13 protein-coding genes are annotated in these 13,527 nt (G+C 67.6%); 3 read left to right on the forward strand and 10 right to left on the reverse strand.

Annotated elements, in window-relative coordinates; translation table 11 throughout:
- Window positions 1-11: 11 nt before the first annotated feature.
- A complete protein-coding gene (locus IBJ82_RS21060) occupies window positions 12-596 on the reverse strand; it encodes a TetR/AcrR family transcriptional regulator (RefSeq protein ID WP_194827657.1) in 585 nt (194 codons plus the stop codon).
- Window positions 597-765: 169 nt separating this feature from the next.
- Here IBJ82_RS21060 and IBJ82_RS21065 point away from each other — a divergent pair, with 169 nt between their 5' ends.
- Window positions 766-1,611, forward strand: coding sequence for a virginiamycin B lyase (locus tag IBJ82_RS21065; RefSeq protein WP_194827658.1), 846 nt, complete (start codon window positions 766-768; stop codon window positions 1,609-1,611).
- A 24-nt stretch (window positions 1,612-1,635) separates the two neighbouring features.
- On the opposite strand, the gene IBJ82_RS21070 is transcribed toward IBJ82_RS21065, so the two are convergent.
- From IBJ82_RS21070 to IBJ82_RS21080, 3 genes are all read right to left on the reverse strand, one after another.
- Window positions 1,636-3,303 carry a VWA domain-containing protein gene (locus IBJ82_RS21070; protein ID WP_194827659.1) on the reverse strand — a complete coding sequence of 556 codons (1,668 nt, stop codon included), beginning with the start codon at window positions 3,301-3,303 and terminating at the stop codon, window positions 1,636-1,638.
- Window positions 3,304-3,443: 140 nt separating this feature from the next.
- Window positions 3,444-3,698 carry a WhiB family transcriptional regulator gene (locus tag IBJ82_RS21075; protein WP_194827660.1) on the reverse strand — a complete coding sequence of 85 codons (255 nt, stop codon included), beginning with the start codon at window positions 3,696-3,698 and terminating at the stop codon, window positions 3,444-3,446.
- A complete protein-coding gene (locus tag IBJ82_RS21080) occupies window positions 3,695-4,237 on the reverse strand; it encodes an HNH endonuclease (RefSeq protein WP_194827661.1) in 543 nt (180 codons plus the stop codon). The genes IBJ82_RS21075 and IBJ82_RS21080 overlap by 4 nt, the downstream gene beginning before the upstream one ends.
- Here IBJ82_RS21080 and IBJ82_RS21085 point away from each other — a divergent pair.
- Window positions 4,236-4,511: a hypothetical protein gene (locus tag IBJ82_RS21085; protein ID WP_194827662.1), complete on the forward strand. Its 276-nt coding sequence runs from the start codon at window positions 4,236-4,238 to the stop codon at window positions 4,509-4,511. The genes IBJ82_RS21080 and IBJ82_RS21085 overlap by 2 nt on opposite strands.
- Window position 4,512: 1 nt before the next feature.
- On the opposite strand, the gene IBJ82_RS21090 is transcribed toward IBJ82_RS21085, so the two are convergent.
- The 4 genes from IBJ82_RS21090 to IBJ82_RS21105 are packed head-to-tail and all read right to left on the reverse strand — an operon-like array spanning window position 4,513 to window position 10,958.
- On the reverse strand, window positions 4,513-6,066 hold the full coding sequence (locus IBJ82_RS21090; protein WP_194827663.1) for a GMC family oxidoreductase N-terminal domain-containing protein: 1,554 nt from the start codon (window positions 6,064-6,066) through the stop codon (window positions 4,513-4,515).
- Entirely contained in the window at window positions 6,063-7,577 is a 1,515-nt protein-coding gene (locus IBJ82_RS21095) for an aldehyde dehydrogenase family protein (protein WP_194827664.1), read from the reverse strand. Before IBJ82_RS21095 ends, IBJ82_RS21090 begins: the two co-directional genes overlap by 4 nt.
- Before the next feature lie 11 nt (window positions 7,578-7,588).
- Window positions 7,589-9,736, reverse strand: a complete 2,148-nt coding sequence (betT, locus tag IBJ82_RS21100; protein ID WP_194827665.1) for a choline BCCT transporter BetT — start codon at window positions 9,734-9,736, stop codon at window positions 7,589-7,591.
- 10 nt (window positions 9,737-9,746) lie between these two features.
- The gene (locus IBJ82_RS21105; protein ID WP_194827666.1) at window positions 9,747-10,958 is read right to left on the reverse strand and encodes an MFS transporter; all 1,212 of its coding nucleotides are present in this window, start codon (window positions 10,956-10,958) and stop codon (window positions 9,747-9,749) included.
- Between the two features lie 82 nt (window positions 10,959-11,040).
- Here IBJ82_RS21105 and IBJ82_RS21110 point away from each other — a divergent pair, with 82 nt between their 5' ends.
- Complete coding sequence (locus tag IBJ82_RS21110; RefSeq protein ID WP_194827667.1) at window positions 11,041-11,493, forward strand: helix-turn-helix domain-containing protein; 453 nt, start codon at window positions 11,041-11,043, stop codon at window positions 11,491-11,493.
- 62 nt (window positions 11,494-11,555) lie between these two features.
- On the opposite strand, the gene IBJ82_RS21115 is transcribed toward IBJ82_RS21110, so the two are convergent.
- Both IBJ82_RS21115 and IBJ82_RS35410 read right to left on the reverse strand, forming a co-directional pair.
- Window positions 11,556-12,845, reverse strand: a complete 1,290-nt coding sequence (locus IBJ82_RS21115) for an acyl-CoA dehydrogenase family protein (protein ID WP_194827668.1) — start codon at window positions 12,843-12,845, stop codon at window positions 11,556-11,558.
- Window positions 12,846-12,847: 2 nt separating this feature from the next.
- The gene (locus tag IBJ82_RS35410; RefSeq protein WP_194827669.1) at window positions 12,848-13,489 is read right to left on the reverse strand and encodes a TetR/AcrR family transcriptional regulator; all 642 of its coding nucleotides are present in this window, start codon (window positions 13,487-13,489) and stop codon (window positions 12,848-12,850) included.
- Between the last annotated feature and the right edge of the window lie 38 nt (window positions 13,490-13,527).

Here is a 13,527-nt window from a genome sequence, read left to right on the forward strand (position 1 = left end):
AACAGGCTGATTCACGCGTCTGTCCTCGCGACGCCGGCCGCGACATCCGCGGCTCGGCGTGCCTGCTCGACGGTGATCGGTTCGTGGGTGATGAACAGCCGGTGGAACAGCGGTGCGATGGCCAGCCGGATGATCTCGGTCGCGTCGATGTCGGGTGCGACCTCGCCACGGACGATCGCCCGTCGCACGATCCGTGCCGCCTCGTCGTGACGGGCGGCATAGAAGCCGCGCAGCGCGGCGGCGGCATCGGGGTGCTGCATGCCGGCTGCGACGAAAGCCGTTGCCACCGTGCCGGATTCGGGATCGGCGAAGCTCGCGCGCACCAGTTCGGTGAGTGCGCGCAGATCACCGGTGAGGGAGCCGGTGTCCGGGATCGGCCAAGACTGTTGCGCGGCGCGTTCCAGCGCGTCGGCGACCAAGCCTTCCGGGCCGCGCCAGCGCCGGTAGACGGTGGTCTTGTGTACCCCGGCTCGCTGGGCGACCGCGTCCACGGTGAGGCCCTGATAGCCCTGCTCGGCGAGCTCGGCCGTCGTCGCGTCGAGAACAGCTTCCCTGACCCGGGCACTCCGTCCGCCGGGGCGTCGTTGCGGTTCCAAAAACTACTCCCGTTGCGTTAGTCGGCTCGGTTTTGTATGTTAAAGCTACACGAGTTGCGATTGGAGCCTGTTTGGCCACTCAACGACTACCGCAGTGCGGTGGTCGTGGTGTCGCACGATCGGGCGTTGCGCCGTCGTTTCCGGGGAATGTAGAAGGGGATTGAGTATTTTGGCTGAAATCGTGCGAGTGATCGAGGTGCCCGGCGCGCCCTACGGAATCACTGTCGGGCCCGATGGGGCGCTGTGGTTCACGTTGGTCGCGCAGGGCGTGATCGGACGATTCGCCGACGGGCTCGTCCGGACCTATCCGCTCGAGCAGTCCGACGGACAACCCACCGTGATCGTCGCCGGGGCCGGTAATGCCTTGTGGTTCACCGAGTTCGGAGGTGGACGACTCGGCCGCATCACCGTCGACGGTGCGGTGACGAGCCAGTCCATGGAAGGCGCCTACGGCGCGTGCGTCGGGTCGGACGGGGCGCTGTGGTTCACCGAGTTGCAGGCGGGTCGGGTCGGGCGACTCGGCACGGACGGCACTATCACCCGTGTCGAGGTCGACGGCATGCCCTCGATGATCACACCGGGGCCCGATGGGGCCGTGTGGCTCACGGTGAACCAGGGCAACGCGATCGCCCGGATCGACAACGATCTCGCGCTCCACGTCCACCCGCTGCCCACGCCCGCGGCCGCACCCGTCGGCATCACCGCTGGCCCCGACAAGGCACTGTGGTTCACCGAAATCGGCGCAGGTGCCATCGGCCGGATCGACCTCGACGGAACCGTCACCGAGTTCACCCTCCCGGACACCGAGGCTCGCCCGCACGCGATCGTGGCAGGGAACGACGGTGCCCTGTGGTTCACCGAGTGGGCGAGCTGCCGTCTCGGCCGGATCACCACCGACGGCGAGATCACCCACCTCGACCTACCCGGCGCCGAACCGCACGGACTCACGGTCGACGCGGCCGGAGACCTCTGGGTAGCGATGGAATCCGGTGCACTGGTGCAGGTTTCGCCGTGACGGCGGCAGCTCCGGCGTCGAAACCTAGGGCGTGGTGAGCGCCTTGACCACCGCGGTGCCGAAGCCGAGGTCGTTGCTCGTCGGCATGCGGGTGTAGGTGCCGCCCGTCTGGTCGGCGAGGGTCTGCAGGGTTTGGGTGCCCTGGCCGCCGATCACCACGACGTCGATGCGGATGGGCTTGGCAGATGTGGTCGCCGCGGTGATCTCCTCGACCAGTGCCGTGCCGGTCAGCGTCGAGTCGTCGTCGGGGCCGTCGGTGATCAGCAGAATCGAGTTCGTGCGACCGGGGGAGTACCCGGCCACCGCGGCGCGGTAGGCGGCGAGCAGGCTCGGGTAGGCCTGATCCGCGGTGAGCTGGCTCGGTTTCACCGAGGTGACCGCCGAGCCGACCGCGTTGCGTTGGGCGTCGGTGAGCAGATCGGTGGCCACCTGCGCCTTGTACGGGGTGGTGCCGTCGATGTTCTTACCGAACGTCCACAGGCCGAGCCCGAAGTCGGGCGGCATCACCTGCAGTGTCGAGGCGACGGCGGCAATCGAGTTCGACAGGCGGGTGGTCGACCCCTCCGCGGTGCCCATCGACGACGACACATCGAGTAAGACCGTGGCGTTCACGCCGAGGACCGGGTTCGCCAGCGTCGACTGCACCTTCTCCAGCGCCGTGCGCGCCGGATTCGCCGGTGCCGAGCCGATGGCGGGCCCGAAGCCCTCGGTGGCGAGCGCGCCCGCCTGCTCCGGTGCGCGCAGGAAGTCGATGAACCGCGACGCGATCAGATTCTGGGTCTTGTCGACCCACGGACCCGACAGCAGTGACGCGGGGTAGTCGGCCAGCGGTGCGATGCCGACCGGCCGGAACGCGGTGAGCCCGCCGGTACCGAGCTGCTGCTGGGTCGCGGCCACCGCGTGCACGGCGTCGTCGGTGGGATCGGCGCTGATCGCCGACATGGCGGTCATCAGGTCGGCCGGTGCCTGCGCGGTGGCGGCGAGTCCGGAAATGGCGGCCACGACCTGACCGGACCCGGCGGCCTGCTCGGTCAACGGCTCGGTCCCCGAGATCGAGGAACCGATAGCCGCCGCGGCGGCGGTCGTCGCGTCACCGACGGGCAGCGCCATCCGCAGCCCGCCCCACCCGGTCAGACCGACTTCGTCGAGCGAGCCCTGCTGCAATCGCGGCAGGTCGGCCCAAGCGATCTGGTGCTGTTCGAGCGCTTGGCGCAGGGCATCGGGCACGGCAAGGACAATCGGGCTGGTAGCGATGGAGGCGGGCGTGCCCTCGATGAGACCGGGCACCCGGACCAGCTCGACCGACCGGCTCGAGTCGGCGATCCACAGCCCCGGCTTCGGCCCGAGCGCCGGATCCCACGCCGCGACATCGGCCAGACCGGCGCCTACGGAGGCCGATGGGCGTGCGGACACTTCCACCCGCGCGCAGTGGTCACGCACCCGCGGCTTGCTCGCGTTGTACCGTTCGGCGGCGGCGCGAACCGGACCGGCGATGGCCGGATCGACCGTGACGTCGAGCGACGCGGCCCCTTCGACACACTCGGCAGCGGCCGCGACGTCTGTCGAATCGGCGCGATCGCTGAGTTGGAACCACGCGAACACGGCCACGATCACCAGCACGAGAGCCGATGCCGCGATAACCGGACCCTTGCTGATACTTCGAGAACTGGTCCCGTTGCGATGCGTACCCACGCGGCAAGTTTAAGGACATCACGCGATAACACGGCACAGCGCATACCCGTCTGCATCACCCCAGGTCACAGCCCCGACAAGAGCCCGGCATGCCGAACGGACACGGGGCCGGGTGTCAGGCGACACCCGGCCCCGGCCGGTCATGGACGGATCACGCGACCACGGTCGTATTCACGACCGCCCCACACCCCCGACTGGCCGGTCTGGGCCGCGTACTCGGTGCACCCCGCGAGCAACGGGCAACCGGCGCAGATCCGGCGGGCGTAGTCGAAGTCCTGCGACGGGTACGGAAACCACGCCTCGTGGTTGGGGTCACCGCGGCAGGCGGCGCGGTGCCACTGCCCCGAATCGGACAGGGCCAGCAGTTCGGTCAGTGCGAGGTCGGTGGTGGTCACGGCGCGTACTCCTTCCAGATCCGGCGCTGTTTGCGGGCGAGCGGGTCGGGAGCCTTGGGCTCCCACAGCAGCCGCATCCCCGCTTCTTCCGGGGTGCGGTCGGCCTTGCCCGCATTGCACGGTGCGCAGCAGGCGACGAGATTGCTCCAGGTATTCGGTCCGCCCCGGCTGCGCGGGCGGATGTGGTCGACGGTGTGGGCCCAGTCGGCGCAGTAACCGCACCGGTGCTTGTCGCGACGCAATACCCCGGCCAGCGTGGCGCGGCTGTCGTCACCGATCGGCGCTACGTGCGCCAGGTAGACGTAGCGCACCAACCGGATCGTCTCCGGCAACCCGATGACCAGATGCTGCGACCGGATGAGGAACCGCGGCGCCCGCTCGATCACGGTCTCGGCGGCGCCGCTGATCAGCAATGTCACGGCCCGGTCGGCGGTGATTTCGTCGAGGGCCTCGTAGCTGGCATTCAGTACGAGCACCCGCGTGTGTATCCAGGTGTCGGAGGCGGGCGCCGTCGGGTCGACGGCATGACGAATCATCATGGGAATCACCATGTTTCGAAGAGAACGAACGTCAGGAGCAGAAAGGGAAACGGGCCGGTCAGGCCGCGAACCGGAGACGGCCGGAGCCATCGATACCCAGGCGCATGGCGCTGTGGGCCGAATTCGCGCGGCGATAAGTATGTTCCGAATCGCGCTGTGGCGCTTGCTGTTTCACGGCCGTCTCCTCCTCTCGATGCTGCTCGTCGGTTCCTCGCCCGATGCGAATCACCTGCGTGAAATCATGGTGGCATACCGCGTCCGAAATGTCGGCTGATTTATTTTCGGTCGGCGGCGACGAGTTCCGCGCAGCGCTCGCCGACGAGCATCACGGTGATGTTCGGGTTGACCGTGGTGTGCGCGGGGAATACCGACGCGTCGGCCACGCGCAGACCGTCGACACCCTTGACTCGCAGCTCTGGGTCGAGAGGGCTCATCGGGTCGTCGACCGCACCCATGCGGACCGTGCCCACCGGGTGATAGACGGTGTTGTGGGTCAGGCGGATGTAATCGGCCAGCTCGGCGTCGGTGCGCACGTCCGGCCCCGGATACAGTTCACGCTGCACCCAGTCCGACAGCGGCGCTGTCGCGGCGATCTCGCGCGCCTTGCGCAGGCCAGCGATCATCACACGCATGTCGTGGCCGTCGGGATCGGTGAAGTAGCGCGGGTCCACCTTCGGCTTGTCCCGGAAGTCGCGCGAGCGCAACCGCACGGTGCCGCGTGAGCGGGCATGGGTGACGTTCGGGGTCAGGCAGAAGGTGTTCTCGGCGGTGGGGTAGCCCTGTCGCAGCGTGTGCATGTCGAAGGGGACACTGCCGTAGTGCATCATCAGGTCGGGCCGATCGAGGCCGTCTTCGGTCGTGGTGAAGATGCCCGCCTCCCACCATTGGGTGGAGCTGTCCACCATCGGCCGCGTCGTCTCGAAACCGATCACGCCCTCCGGGTGGTCCTGCAGGTTCGCGCCGACACCGGGAGAGTCGACGATCACCTCGATCCCGTTCTCGCGCAGGTGAACCGTGGGTCCGATGCCCGACAGCATCAGCAGCTTCGGTGAGTCGATGGCGCCGGCGCAGACGATCACCTCATGGTCGGCGGTGATCCGGGTGGTGCGGCCGAACGCGTTGTCGGTGATGTCGACCCCGACGGCCCGCCCGTTCTCGATCACGATCTTCTTGGCCCAGGCGCCGGTCCGGACGGTGAGATTCGGCCGGTCCAGATTCGGATGCAGATAGCTGACCGACGACGACGAGCGCGTGCCATCGGAACGTCGGTTGATCTGAAAGAAGTTGGCGCCGTTGACAACTGTGTGCCCGGAGTTGAACTCGGCGCGCGGGATACCGGCCGCCTCGCATGCGTCGAGCAAGGCCACACCGCACGGATCGTTGGGCGGCACCGTCATGATGTTCACCGGGCCGCTGCGGCCGTGGTGCTCGCCGGGGGCGTCGTTGGTCTCGATCCGCGGATACAGCCGGTACACCGAATCGGCGCCCCAGCCGGTGGCGCCGTGCTCGCGTTCCCAGGAGTCGAGATCCTCACGCGGAGCCCAGAACGCGATGCAGCTGTTGTGCGAGGAGCAGCCGCCGAGCACCTTGGCGCGGGCGTGGCGCATGAACGAATTGCCGTTTTCCTGGGGCTCGATGGGGTAGTCCCAGTCGTAGCCCGATTCCAGCAGTTCCATCCAGCGATCGAGTCGCAGGATGGCCGGGTCGTCGACATCGGACGGTCCCGCCTCGAGCAGACAGACGGTCACCGACGGGTCTTCCGACAGTCGCGACGCGACGGCCGCCCCCGCGGAACCGCCGCCGACGATCACGTAATCGTATGTGGTCACCGCTGTTCCTCCCGATCGGCGAACCAGCCGGTGACGCCCGGCCGGAGATTCTCGTAGACGTGCTTGGCCTCGCGATACTCGTGCAGCCCAGAAGGACCGAGCTCGCGGCCGACCCCCGAGCGGCCGAAACCACCCCACTCGGCCTGCGGCAGATACGGCCCGAAGTCGTTGACCCACACGGTGCCGTGCCGCAAACGAGCCGCGACGCGACGCGCACGTGCGGCGTCACCGGACCACACCCCGCCCGCGAGACCGTACTCGGTGTCGTTGGCGATGGTGACGGCCTCGTCCTCGGTGGTGAAGGTTTCCACGGTCACGGTGGGTCCGAACGCCTCGTCGTGCACACACGCCATCGCGCGGGTGGCGCCGTCGATGACGGTCGGCAGGTAGAACCACCCGTTGTCGAGGTTGCCGGAGCCCGCGTCGCCGGTGGCGAACGCACCGCCGGTGCGAATGACGGCACCCTCGGCGCGGGCCTGGTCGACATAGGCGTTCACCTTGTCGCGGTGGGCCGCCGAGATCAGTGGCCCGGTCTCGGTGCCCTCGGCGAAAGGCAATCCGAGCCGGATCTGCTCGGCGCGGCGCACCAACTCGTCGACGAAACGGTCGTGTGCCGATTCCTCGATCACCAGGCGAGCGCCCGCCGAACACACCTGGCCGGAGTGCAGGAACGCGGCGTTGAGCGCGTTGTCGACGCTCGCGGCGAGCCGCTCATCGGTGTCGCAGGCGTCGGCGAAGACGACATTAGGGTTCTTTCCGCCCAGCTCGAGCGCCACTTTTTTGACCGTGGCGGCCGCCTCGCGCGCGATGATCTTGCCGGTGGCCAACCCGCCGGTGAACGAGACCAGGTCGACATCGGGATGCTCCGACAGCGGCGCACCCGCGCTCGCGCCCGCACCGAGCACCAAATTCGCTACCCCGGCTGGCACGGCGAGATCGTCGAGCACCTGCATCAACAGAATCGCGGTATGGGGGGTCAGCTCGGCTGGTTTGAGCACGAACGTATTGCCGGCCGCCAACGCCGGGGCGACCTTCCAAGCCGCCTGCAACAGGGGGTAGTTCCAGGGTGTGATCAATCCGCAGACACCGACCGGTTCGTAGACCACGCGGGAGTCGATGTCGGGCGAGCCCGCGTCGACGACGCGGCCCGCGTCGTCGGCGGCGAGCTTGCCGAAATACCGGAAGCAGTTCGCGATATCGGACATGTCGATATCGGACTCGTAGGGCCGCTTGCCGGTGTCGAGGGTTTCGGCGCGCGCGAACTCGGCCCGCCTGTCGTCGATGGCGTCGGCGACGCGCAGCAGCAGGTCGCCTCGTTCGGCGGCGGTGGTCTTGCGCCACGGCCCGTCGTCGAAGGCCCTGCGGGCGGCGGCGATCGCGGCGACGGTGTCGTCTCGGTCTGCCTCTGCGACGATGCCGACGAGGGAACCGTCTGCCGGACAACGGATCTCGCGGGTCTGCCCGGACGCCGACGGGCGCCAGGAGCCGTCGATATAGAGGGTTTCGCTCATGATGGATCCCTTCACAGATCGCTGTCGGTGCTGTCGCCGGCCTCGGGCTCGTGGTGATCTGTCGCCGAGCGGCGCAGGTGCAGGTAACCCAGGTGGCGCTCGTATTGGTCGAGAATGTCGCCGATGATCTGCTCGCGGCTGTAGCCGTTGAGTGAGTAACCCTGCGATCCTTCGGCGAGGTAGACCTCGCAGCGGAAGTAGCGATCGTCGGACCGCTGCGCAAGCACGGCGTAGGTCGGGGCCGGTGCCGAAACCGGCCAGATGCCGTACTCGAACCGGGGCTCACTGGCCTGATCGACCAGCAGACGCGGCGACGGCAGACCCTCGTTGGACTGGGAATCGTCGATGGTCGCTGTCACGCCCATGTGCTCGAATTCCGCTGCGACATCGTGCATCGCCGGATCGACGGTGCCGGTGATGAATTTGCGCGTCGCCGCGGCCCCCGGGTAGTTGATGGTCGAGAGCAACCGGCGACGCCAACTGCTGAGTTCGGCCGGGCCACGGCCCGCGGCGAATGCCTTGGGCAGCGAGGTGCGGTAGCTGTCGAGTTTGAAGGACTCGTTGTGGACAGCGCGCAACAACGCGATGCCGATCAGCGCCAAGACGAACGAGAACGGCAGCCCCATGATGATGGTGGCGTTCTGCAGGGTCGTGATGGACCCGCCCGCACCGGCGAACAGCATCGACAAGGTGAGCACACCGATCGCGGCCGACCAGAAGATCCGGGTGCCGGTGGCGCAGTCGGCCATCGGATCGGGCAGTTTCGAGGTGAAATTGCCCATGACCAGCGATCCCGAATCGGCGGTTGTCACATAGAAGAGCAACCCGGTGATGGTCGCGATGCCGAGCAACAGCGTCGCGCCGGGATATTTCTCGAGCAGGGAGTAGAAGCCGAGTTCGGCTTGGGCCGCGGTCTTCTCGGCGAAGGCTGTGTCGTCCCTGGCGACCTCGAGTGCGCTGTTGCCGAAGATCGAGATCCACATCAGGGTGAAGCTGAACGGCACCACGAGCACCCCGAAGATGAACTGGCGCAGCGTGCGCCCGCGCGAGATGCGCGCCAGGAACAGGCCGACGAACGGCGCCCAGGCCACCCACCAAGCCCAGAAGAACAATGTCCAGCTGTCCAGCCAGGTCGTCGGCGTGTTCGCCGTCTCCGGATTGCGTTCCCAGGCGAAGGTGTCGAGGGTTCGGTCGGGGAAGGTCGACAGGTAGTCGCCCGCGTTCTGGGCCAGGCCGTTGAGCAGGAAAGAGGTGTTGCCCGCCACCAGGATGTAGATCAGCAGCGCGATCGCCATGATGACATTGAGCTCCGACAATCGCCGGATGCCCTTGTCGACTCCGGTGGTAGCCGAGATCGTGGTGATGGCGACCGACAGCGCGATGAGCCCGATCTGGGCGGCCTTGCCCTGGGAAATCCCGAACAGCTGGTTCAGGCCGTAATTGAGCTGCACGATGCCGATACCGAGCGAGGTCGCGATGCCGAAGATGGTGCCGAGCACCGCAGCCACGTCGATCGCGTCGCCCCACCGGCCGTGCACACGCTTGCCGAAGATCGGATAGAGCGCGGCACGGATCGTCAGCGGCAGGTTGTGCCGAAACGCGAAGTAGGCGAGCGCGCCACCCATCAGCGCGTACATCGCCCAGCCGGTGATGCCGTAGTGGAAGATCGTCCAGGCCACCGCGTCGCGTGCGGTCGCGTTGGTGGCGGGCTCGCCGAGCGGGGGATGCAGGTAGTTGTAAACGGGCTCGGCGACCGAGAAGAACATCAGGTCGATGCCGATACCGGCCGCGAACAGCATCGACGTCCAGGAGAACAGGCTGTACTCCGGCCGCGATTCCTCCGGCCCCAGCCGATATCGGCCGTAGCGGCTGGCGCCGAGGAAAACGACGAGGCCGAGGATGGCCGTGGCGAGCACGAAGTACCACCAGCCGAACCAGGTGGAGATGAAGGTCTTGACCGTGCCGACGACGGTCTCGGCGCTCTCCGGTGCGGCCAACGCCCAGATCCCGAAGGCGAGCACGGTGCCGGCCGCGAGCCCGAACACCGGTTTGTTGACCGAGCGCCGCCCGGCGACGGGATGTACCGGGACCACGTCCTGCGCGGTCCCCGTAGGTGGAAGTTCAGTGCCGTTGTCTCCGGGTTTGCTGACACCGCCCATGCGAGGCAGGCTAGTTCGTTCTCGCCCGTAGATCGGGGACCTTCACCGGTTGCCGACCTCGTGTTCCAGCCGTCGCGAAACCCCACACGACGAAACCGGCCATGGCGTAGAACGCGCCGGTCACGCAGGAGGCCCACCACCCCCACGAGGTGTACGCCCACGTGGTCGTGATCGCCCCGAGGGCCGACCCGAGGGAGTAGCAGGCCATGTAGGCGCCGATGACGCTGCCCGCGCGGTCGGGGTGCGCGGTGGTCAGCAGATGCTGGCTGCTCACGTGCACCGCTTGGACGGCGAAGTCGAGCACGACGATGCCGATGACCAGCGATGCCAGAGTCGAACCGGTCCGAGCGATGAGCAGCCAGGACGCGGCCAGCGCGAGCAGCGACCACCCGGTGATCATTGGGGCGCGACCGGCATCGGCCCACCTACCGGCTCGTCCAGCGCCGAGAGCTCCCGCGAGTCCCACCACTCCGAACAACCCGATCTCGGTGGTGCCGAAAGACCAGGGTTCGGCGCCGAGCGGTAGCGCCAGGCCACTCCAGAGGGTACCGAAGGAAGCGAACAGGAAAAAGGTGATCAGGCCCCGGCTCAGGAACAGTCGATCCGTCGCCACGAGGTGTCCCATCGACCGCAGAATCTGGGTGTATCGCGCGCCGGATGTTCTGACGTCGGGGTCGAGGCCACCTCGGGTGACGAGGGCGAGCGTCACGCAGAGCACGGCGAGCAGGACATAGACGGATCGCCAGCCGAGCGTGTCGCCCAATACTCCCGCGACGACTCGGGCACCGAGGATGCCGATCACCACACCCGATGTGACGGCGCCGATGTTGCGGCCGCGTTCACCCGGCGCCGACGCGGCGGCGACATAGGCGACCGTCACCTGCACGACGACCGCGAACAGTCCGGCGATCGCGAGCCCGGCCACCGCGAAAACACCGTTCGGCGCGGCGGCGGTGATCGCGGCCCCTACCGCGGTGAGCGCCAGCAGAACGCCGATGAGCCGACGCCGATTCACCACATCACCCAGCGGTACTAGCAGAATCAGCCCCGCGAAGTACCCGATCTGCCCAGCGGCGACCAACAGCCCCGACGACTGCGGTGACAGCCCCAGTTCGGCGCCCGCCGACTCGAGGACCGGCTGGATCGCGTAGATCGTCGACACCGCCACCGCGCACACCGACGCCAGCACCAACCGCTGCGTTCGCGTGACTCCCGATGTCATCCGACCTCCAATTGGTAGCAAAATGAAACCAATTCACGGTAAGGCAGAATGGTTTCGAATTGCAACCCACAGGGAGGTGGCCATGGCACCGGCATCGGGCGACCAACGTGAATGGACCGACCCCACGTGCCCGGTCGCCAGAACCGTGGACCTGGTGGGCGATCGATGGAGCCTGCTCATCGTGCGGGACGCCATGGACGGACCGGCCTCGTTCACCGAGTTCCGGCAGCGGCTCGGCATCGCGCGCAACATCCTCGCCGACCGACTCCGCAGACTCGTCGAGGACGGCATCCTGCTCACCAGCGCCACCCCGAGCGGCAAGCGGCACGTCTACGAGCTGACCCGCGCCGGGCAGGACCTGTTCACCACCATCGTCGCCCTACGGCAGTGGGGAGAACGCCATGCCTTCGCCGACGACGAACCCCGCTCGACGCTGGTGGACCGTGACGGGAGACAGCTCGCCGAGCTGTCTCCCCGCGATCGATCCGGTGCGGTGGTCACCGCCGACACCACCGACGTGCGACGAGTGGACTGAGACCACACCTCGACCCTCACCGGTGACGGCGATGACCGTCCGGACTTCTCAGTGACCCACGATCAGAGGTTGCCGACCTCGCGTTCGAGGCGGCGGGCGACGAGGTCGCGTGCTTCTTCGATGAGCTTGGGTCGGAAGCCGGTGGGGTACACCGGATCCGCCGGTGTGTAATTCTTGAGCACTTCCTTGGCGAGGGTGATCTTGTGGACCTCGGTCGGGCCGTCGGCGATGGCCATGACCTCGGCGTAGGTGGTCATGTCGAGGAAGGGGAGGTCAGTGCTCACGCCCATCGCGCCGTGCAGATGCAGTGCGCGGCGGGCGATGTCGTTCATGACGGTCGGCATGGCGATCTTGATGGCGGCGATGTCCTTGCGGACGGCGCGATAGTCCTGGGCCTGGTCGATGCGCCAGGCGGTGCGCAGAACCAGCAGGCGGAACTGCTCCATCTGGATCCAGCTGTCGGCGATGCGCTCCTGGGTCATCTGGAAGCCACCGAGCACGCCCTTGCGGGCCGGGCGCGAGACCGCGCGCTCGCACATCATGTCGAAAGCCTTGCGTACCAACGCGACCGTGCGCATCGCGTGGTGCACCCGGCCGCCGCCCAGGCGGGTCTGCGCGACGACGAACCCCGCGCCTTCGGCGCCGAGCAGATGATCGGCGGGCACCCGGACATCGGTGAATCGCAGGTGTGCTTCGTGTTCGCTGAACCCGGGCACGGTGAAGTTGCGCACCAGTTCCAGGCCCGGCGCATCGGCGGGGACGATGAACATCGACAACCGCTGATGGGGTTCGGCCTCGGGATCGGTCACCACCATCACGATGTGGAAGGTGGCGAACTCGGCGGCGGAGTTGAACCACTTCTCGCCGTTGATCACCCACTCGTCACCGTCGCGTACCGCAGTGGTCCGGAACGCGGTCGGGTCCGAGCCGCCGGTGGGCTCGGTCATCGCGTAGCAGGAGCCGATCTCGCCGTCGAGCAAGGGCTGCAGATATTTCGCCTTCTGCTCCTCGGTGCCGAAATGGGCCAGGATCTCGGCGTTGCCGGAATCCGGTGCCTGACAACCGAAGACGAGCGGTGCCCACATCGAGGTGCCGAGTACTTCGTTGAGCAGTGCCAGCTTGAGCTGACCGAACCCGGGCCCGCCGAGCTCGGGACCGAGATGGCAGGCCCACAGGCCCGCATCCTTGACCTGCTGTTGCAGCGGCCGCATCAGCGCCCGGATCTCGGGGTCGCTCCGGTCGTAGGGGTTGGGGTAGAGCAGATCCAGGGGCTCGACCTCGGTGCGGACGAACTCCGCCACCCAGTCGAGCTTGCGCTGGTACTCCGGATCGGTCTCGAAATCCCAAGCCATGGTCAGCCTTTCGTGTTGTCGCCCGTGGCGCGCAGCCCGGACAGGACGGTGTCGGTGAGGATGTCGGCGATCTCGGCGGGGGAGTGGGTGCCGCGCTCGCGGTACCAGTAGCCGAGGGAATTGAGCATGCCGAGCATGCCGTTGGTGACGATGTGGTCGGCGGTGCGCAGTTGCCCGGCCGCGTGGCCCGCGTCGATGACGTCTTGCCAGAGGTGCTGCAGCCGATCGCGCAGTTGCTGCAGGACGACCGCGTGTTCACGGGTGAGCGCGTCGGCGTCGCGCAGGTGTACCGCCACCGCGCGCCGATGCGTGATGATCAGTTCGACATGGCTGCGAATCAGCAGGCGCACGGTCTCGACGGGGTCGGTGCCTGCCTCGACGATGCGTTCGGCGTCGGCGAGCAGCAGCCGGGTGTAGTCACGCAGGATCGCCCACAGCAGGTCTTCCTTCGAGCCGATGTGGTAATACAGCGCACCCCGCTGGACGTCGGCTTTCGCGCCGATCTCGGCGACGCCGGTGGCATGGAAACCGCGTTCGGCGAACAGCTCGAGTGCCGCGTCGTGGATCCGCTCCCGCGTGTCCGCGCGCTCGGTGGCCCTGGGACGTCCGCGACGACGCACGGGGGATACCGGTTCGGTTGTCACGGCGCCTCCGTTCGGTCCGCCTCCCGCCTTAATGTTCC

Source organism: Nocardia sp. XZ_19_231 (assembly GCF_015355705.1).
Classification (GTDB): domain Bacteria; phylum Actinomycetota; class Actinomycetes; order Mycobacteriales; family Mycobacteriaceae; genus Nocardia; species Nocardia salmonicida.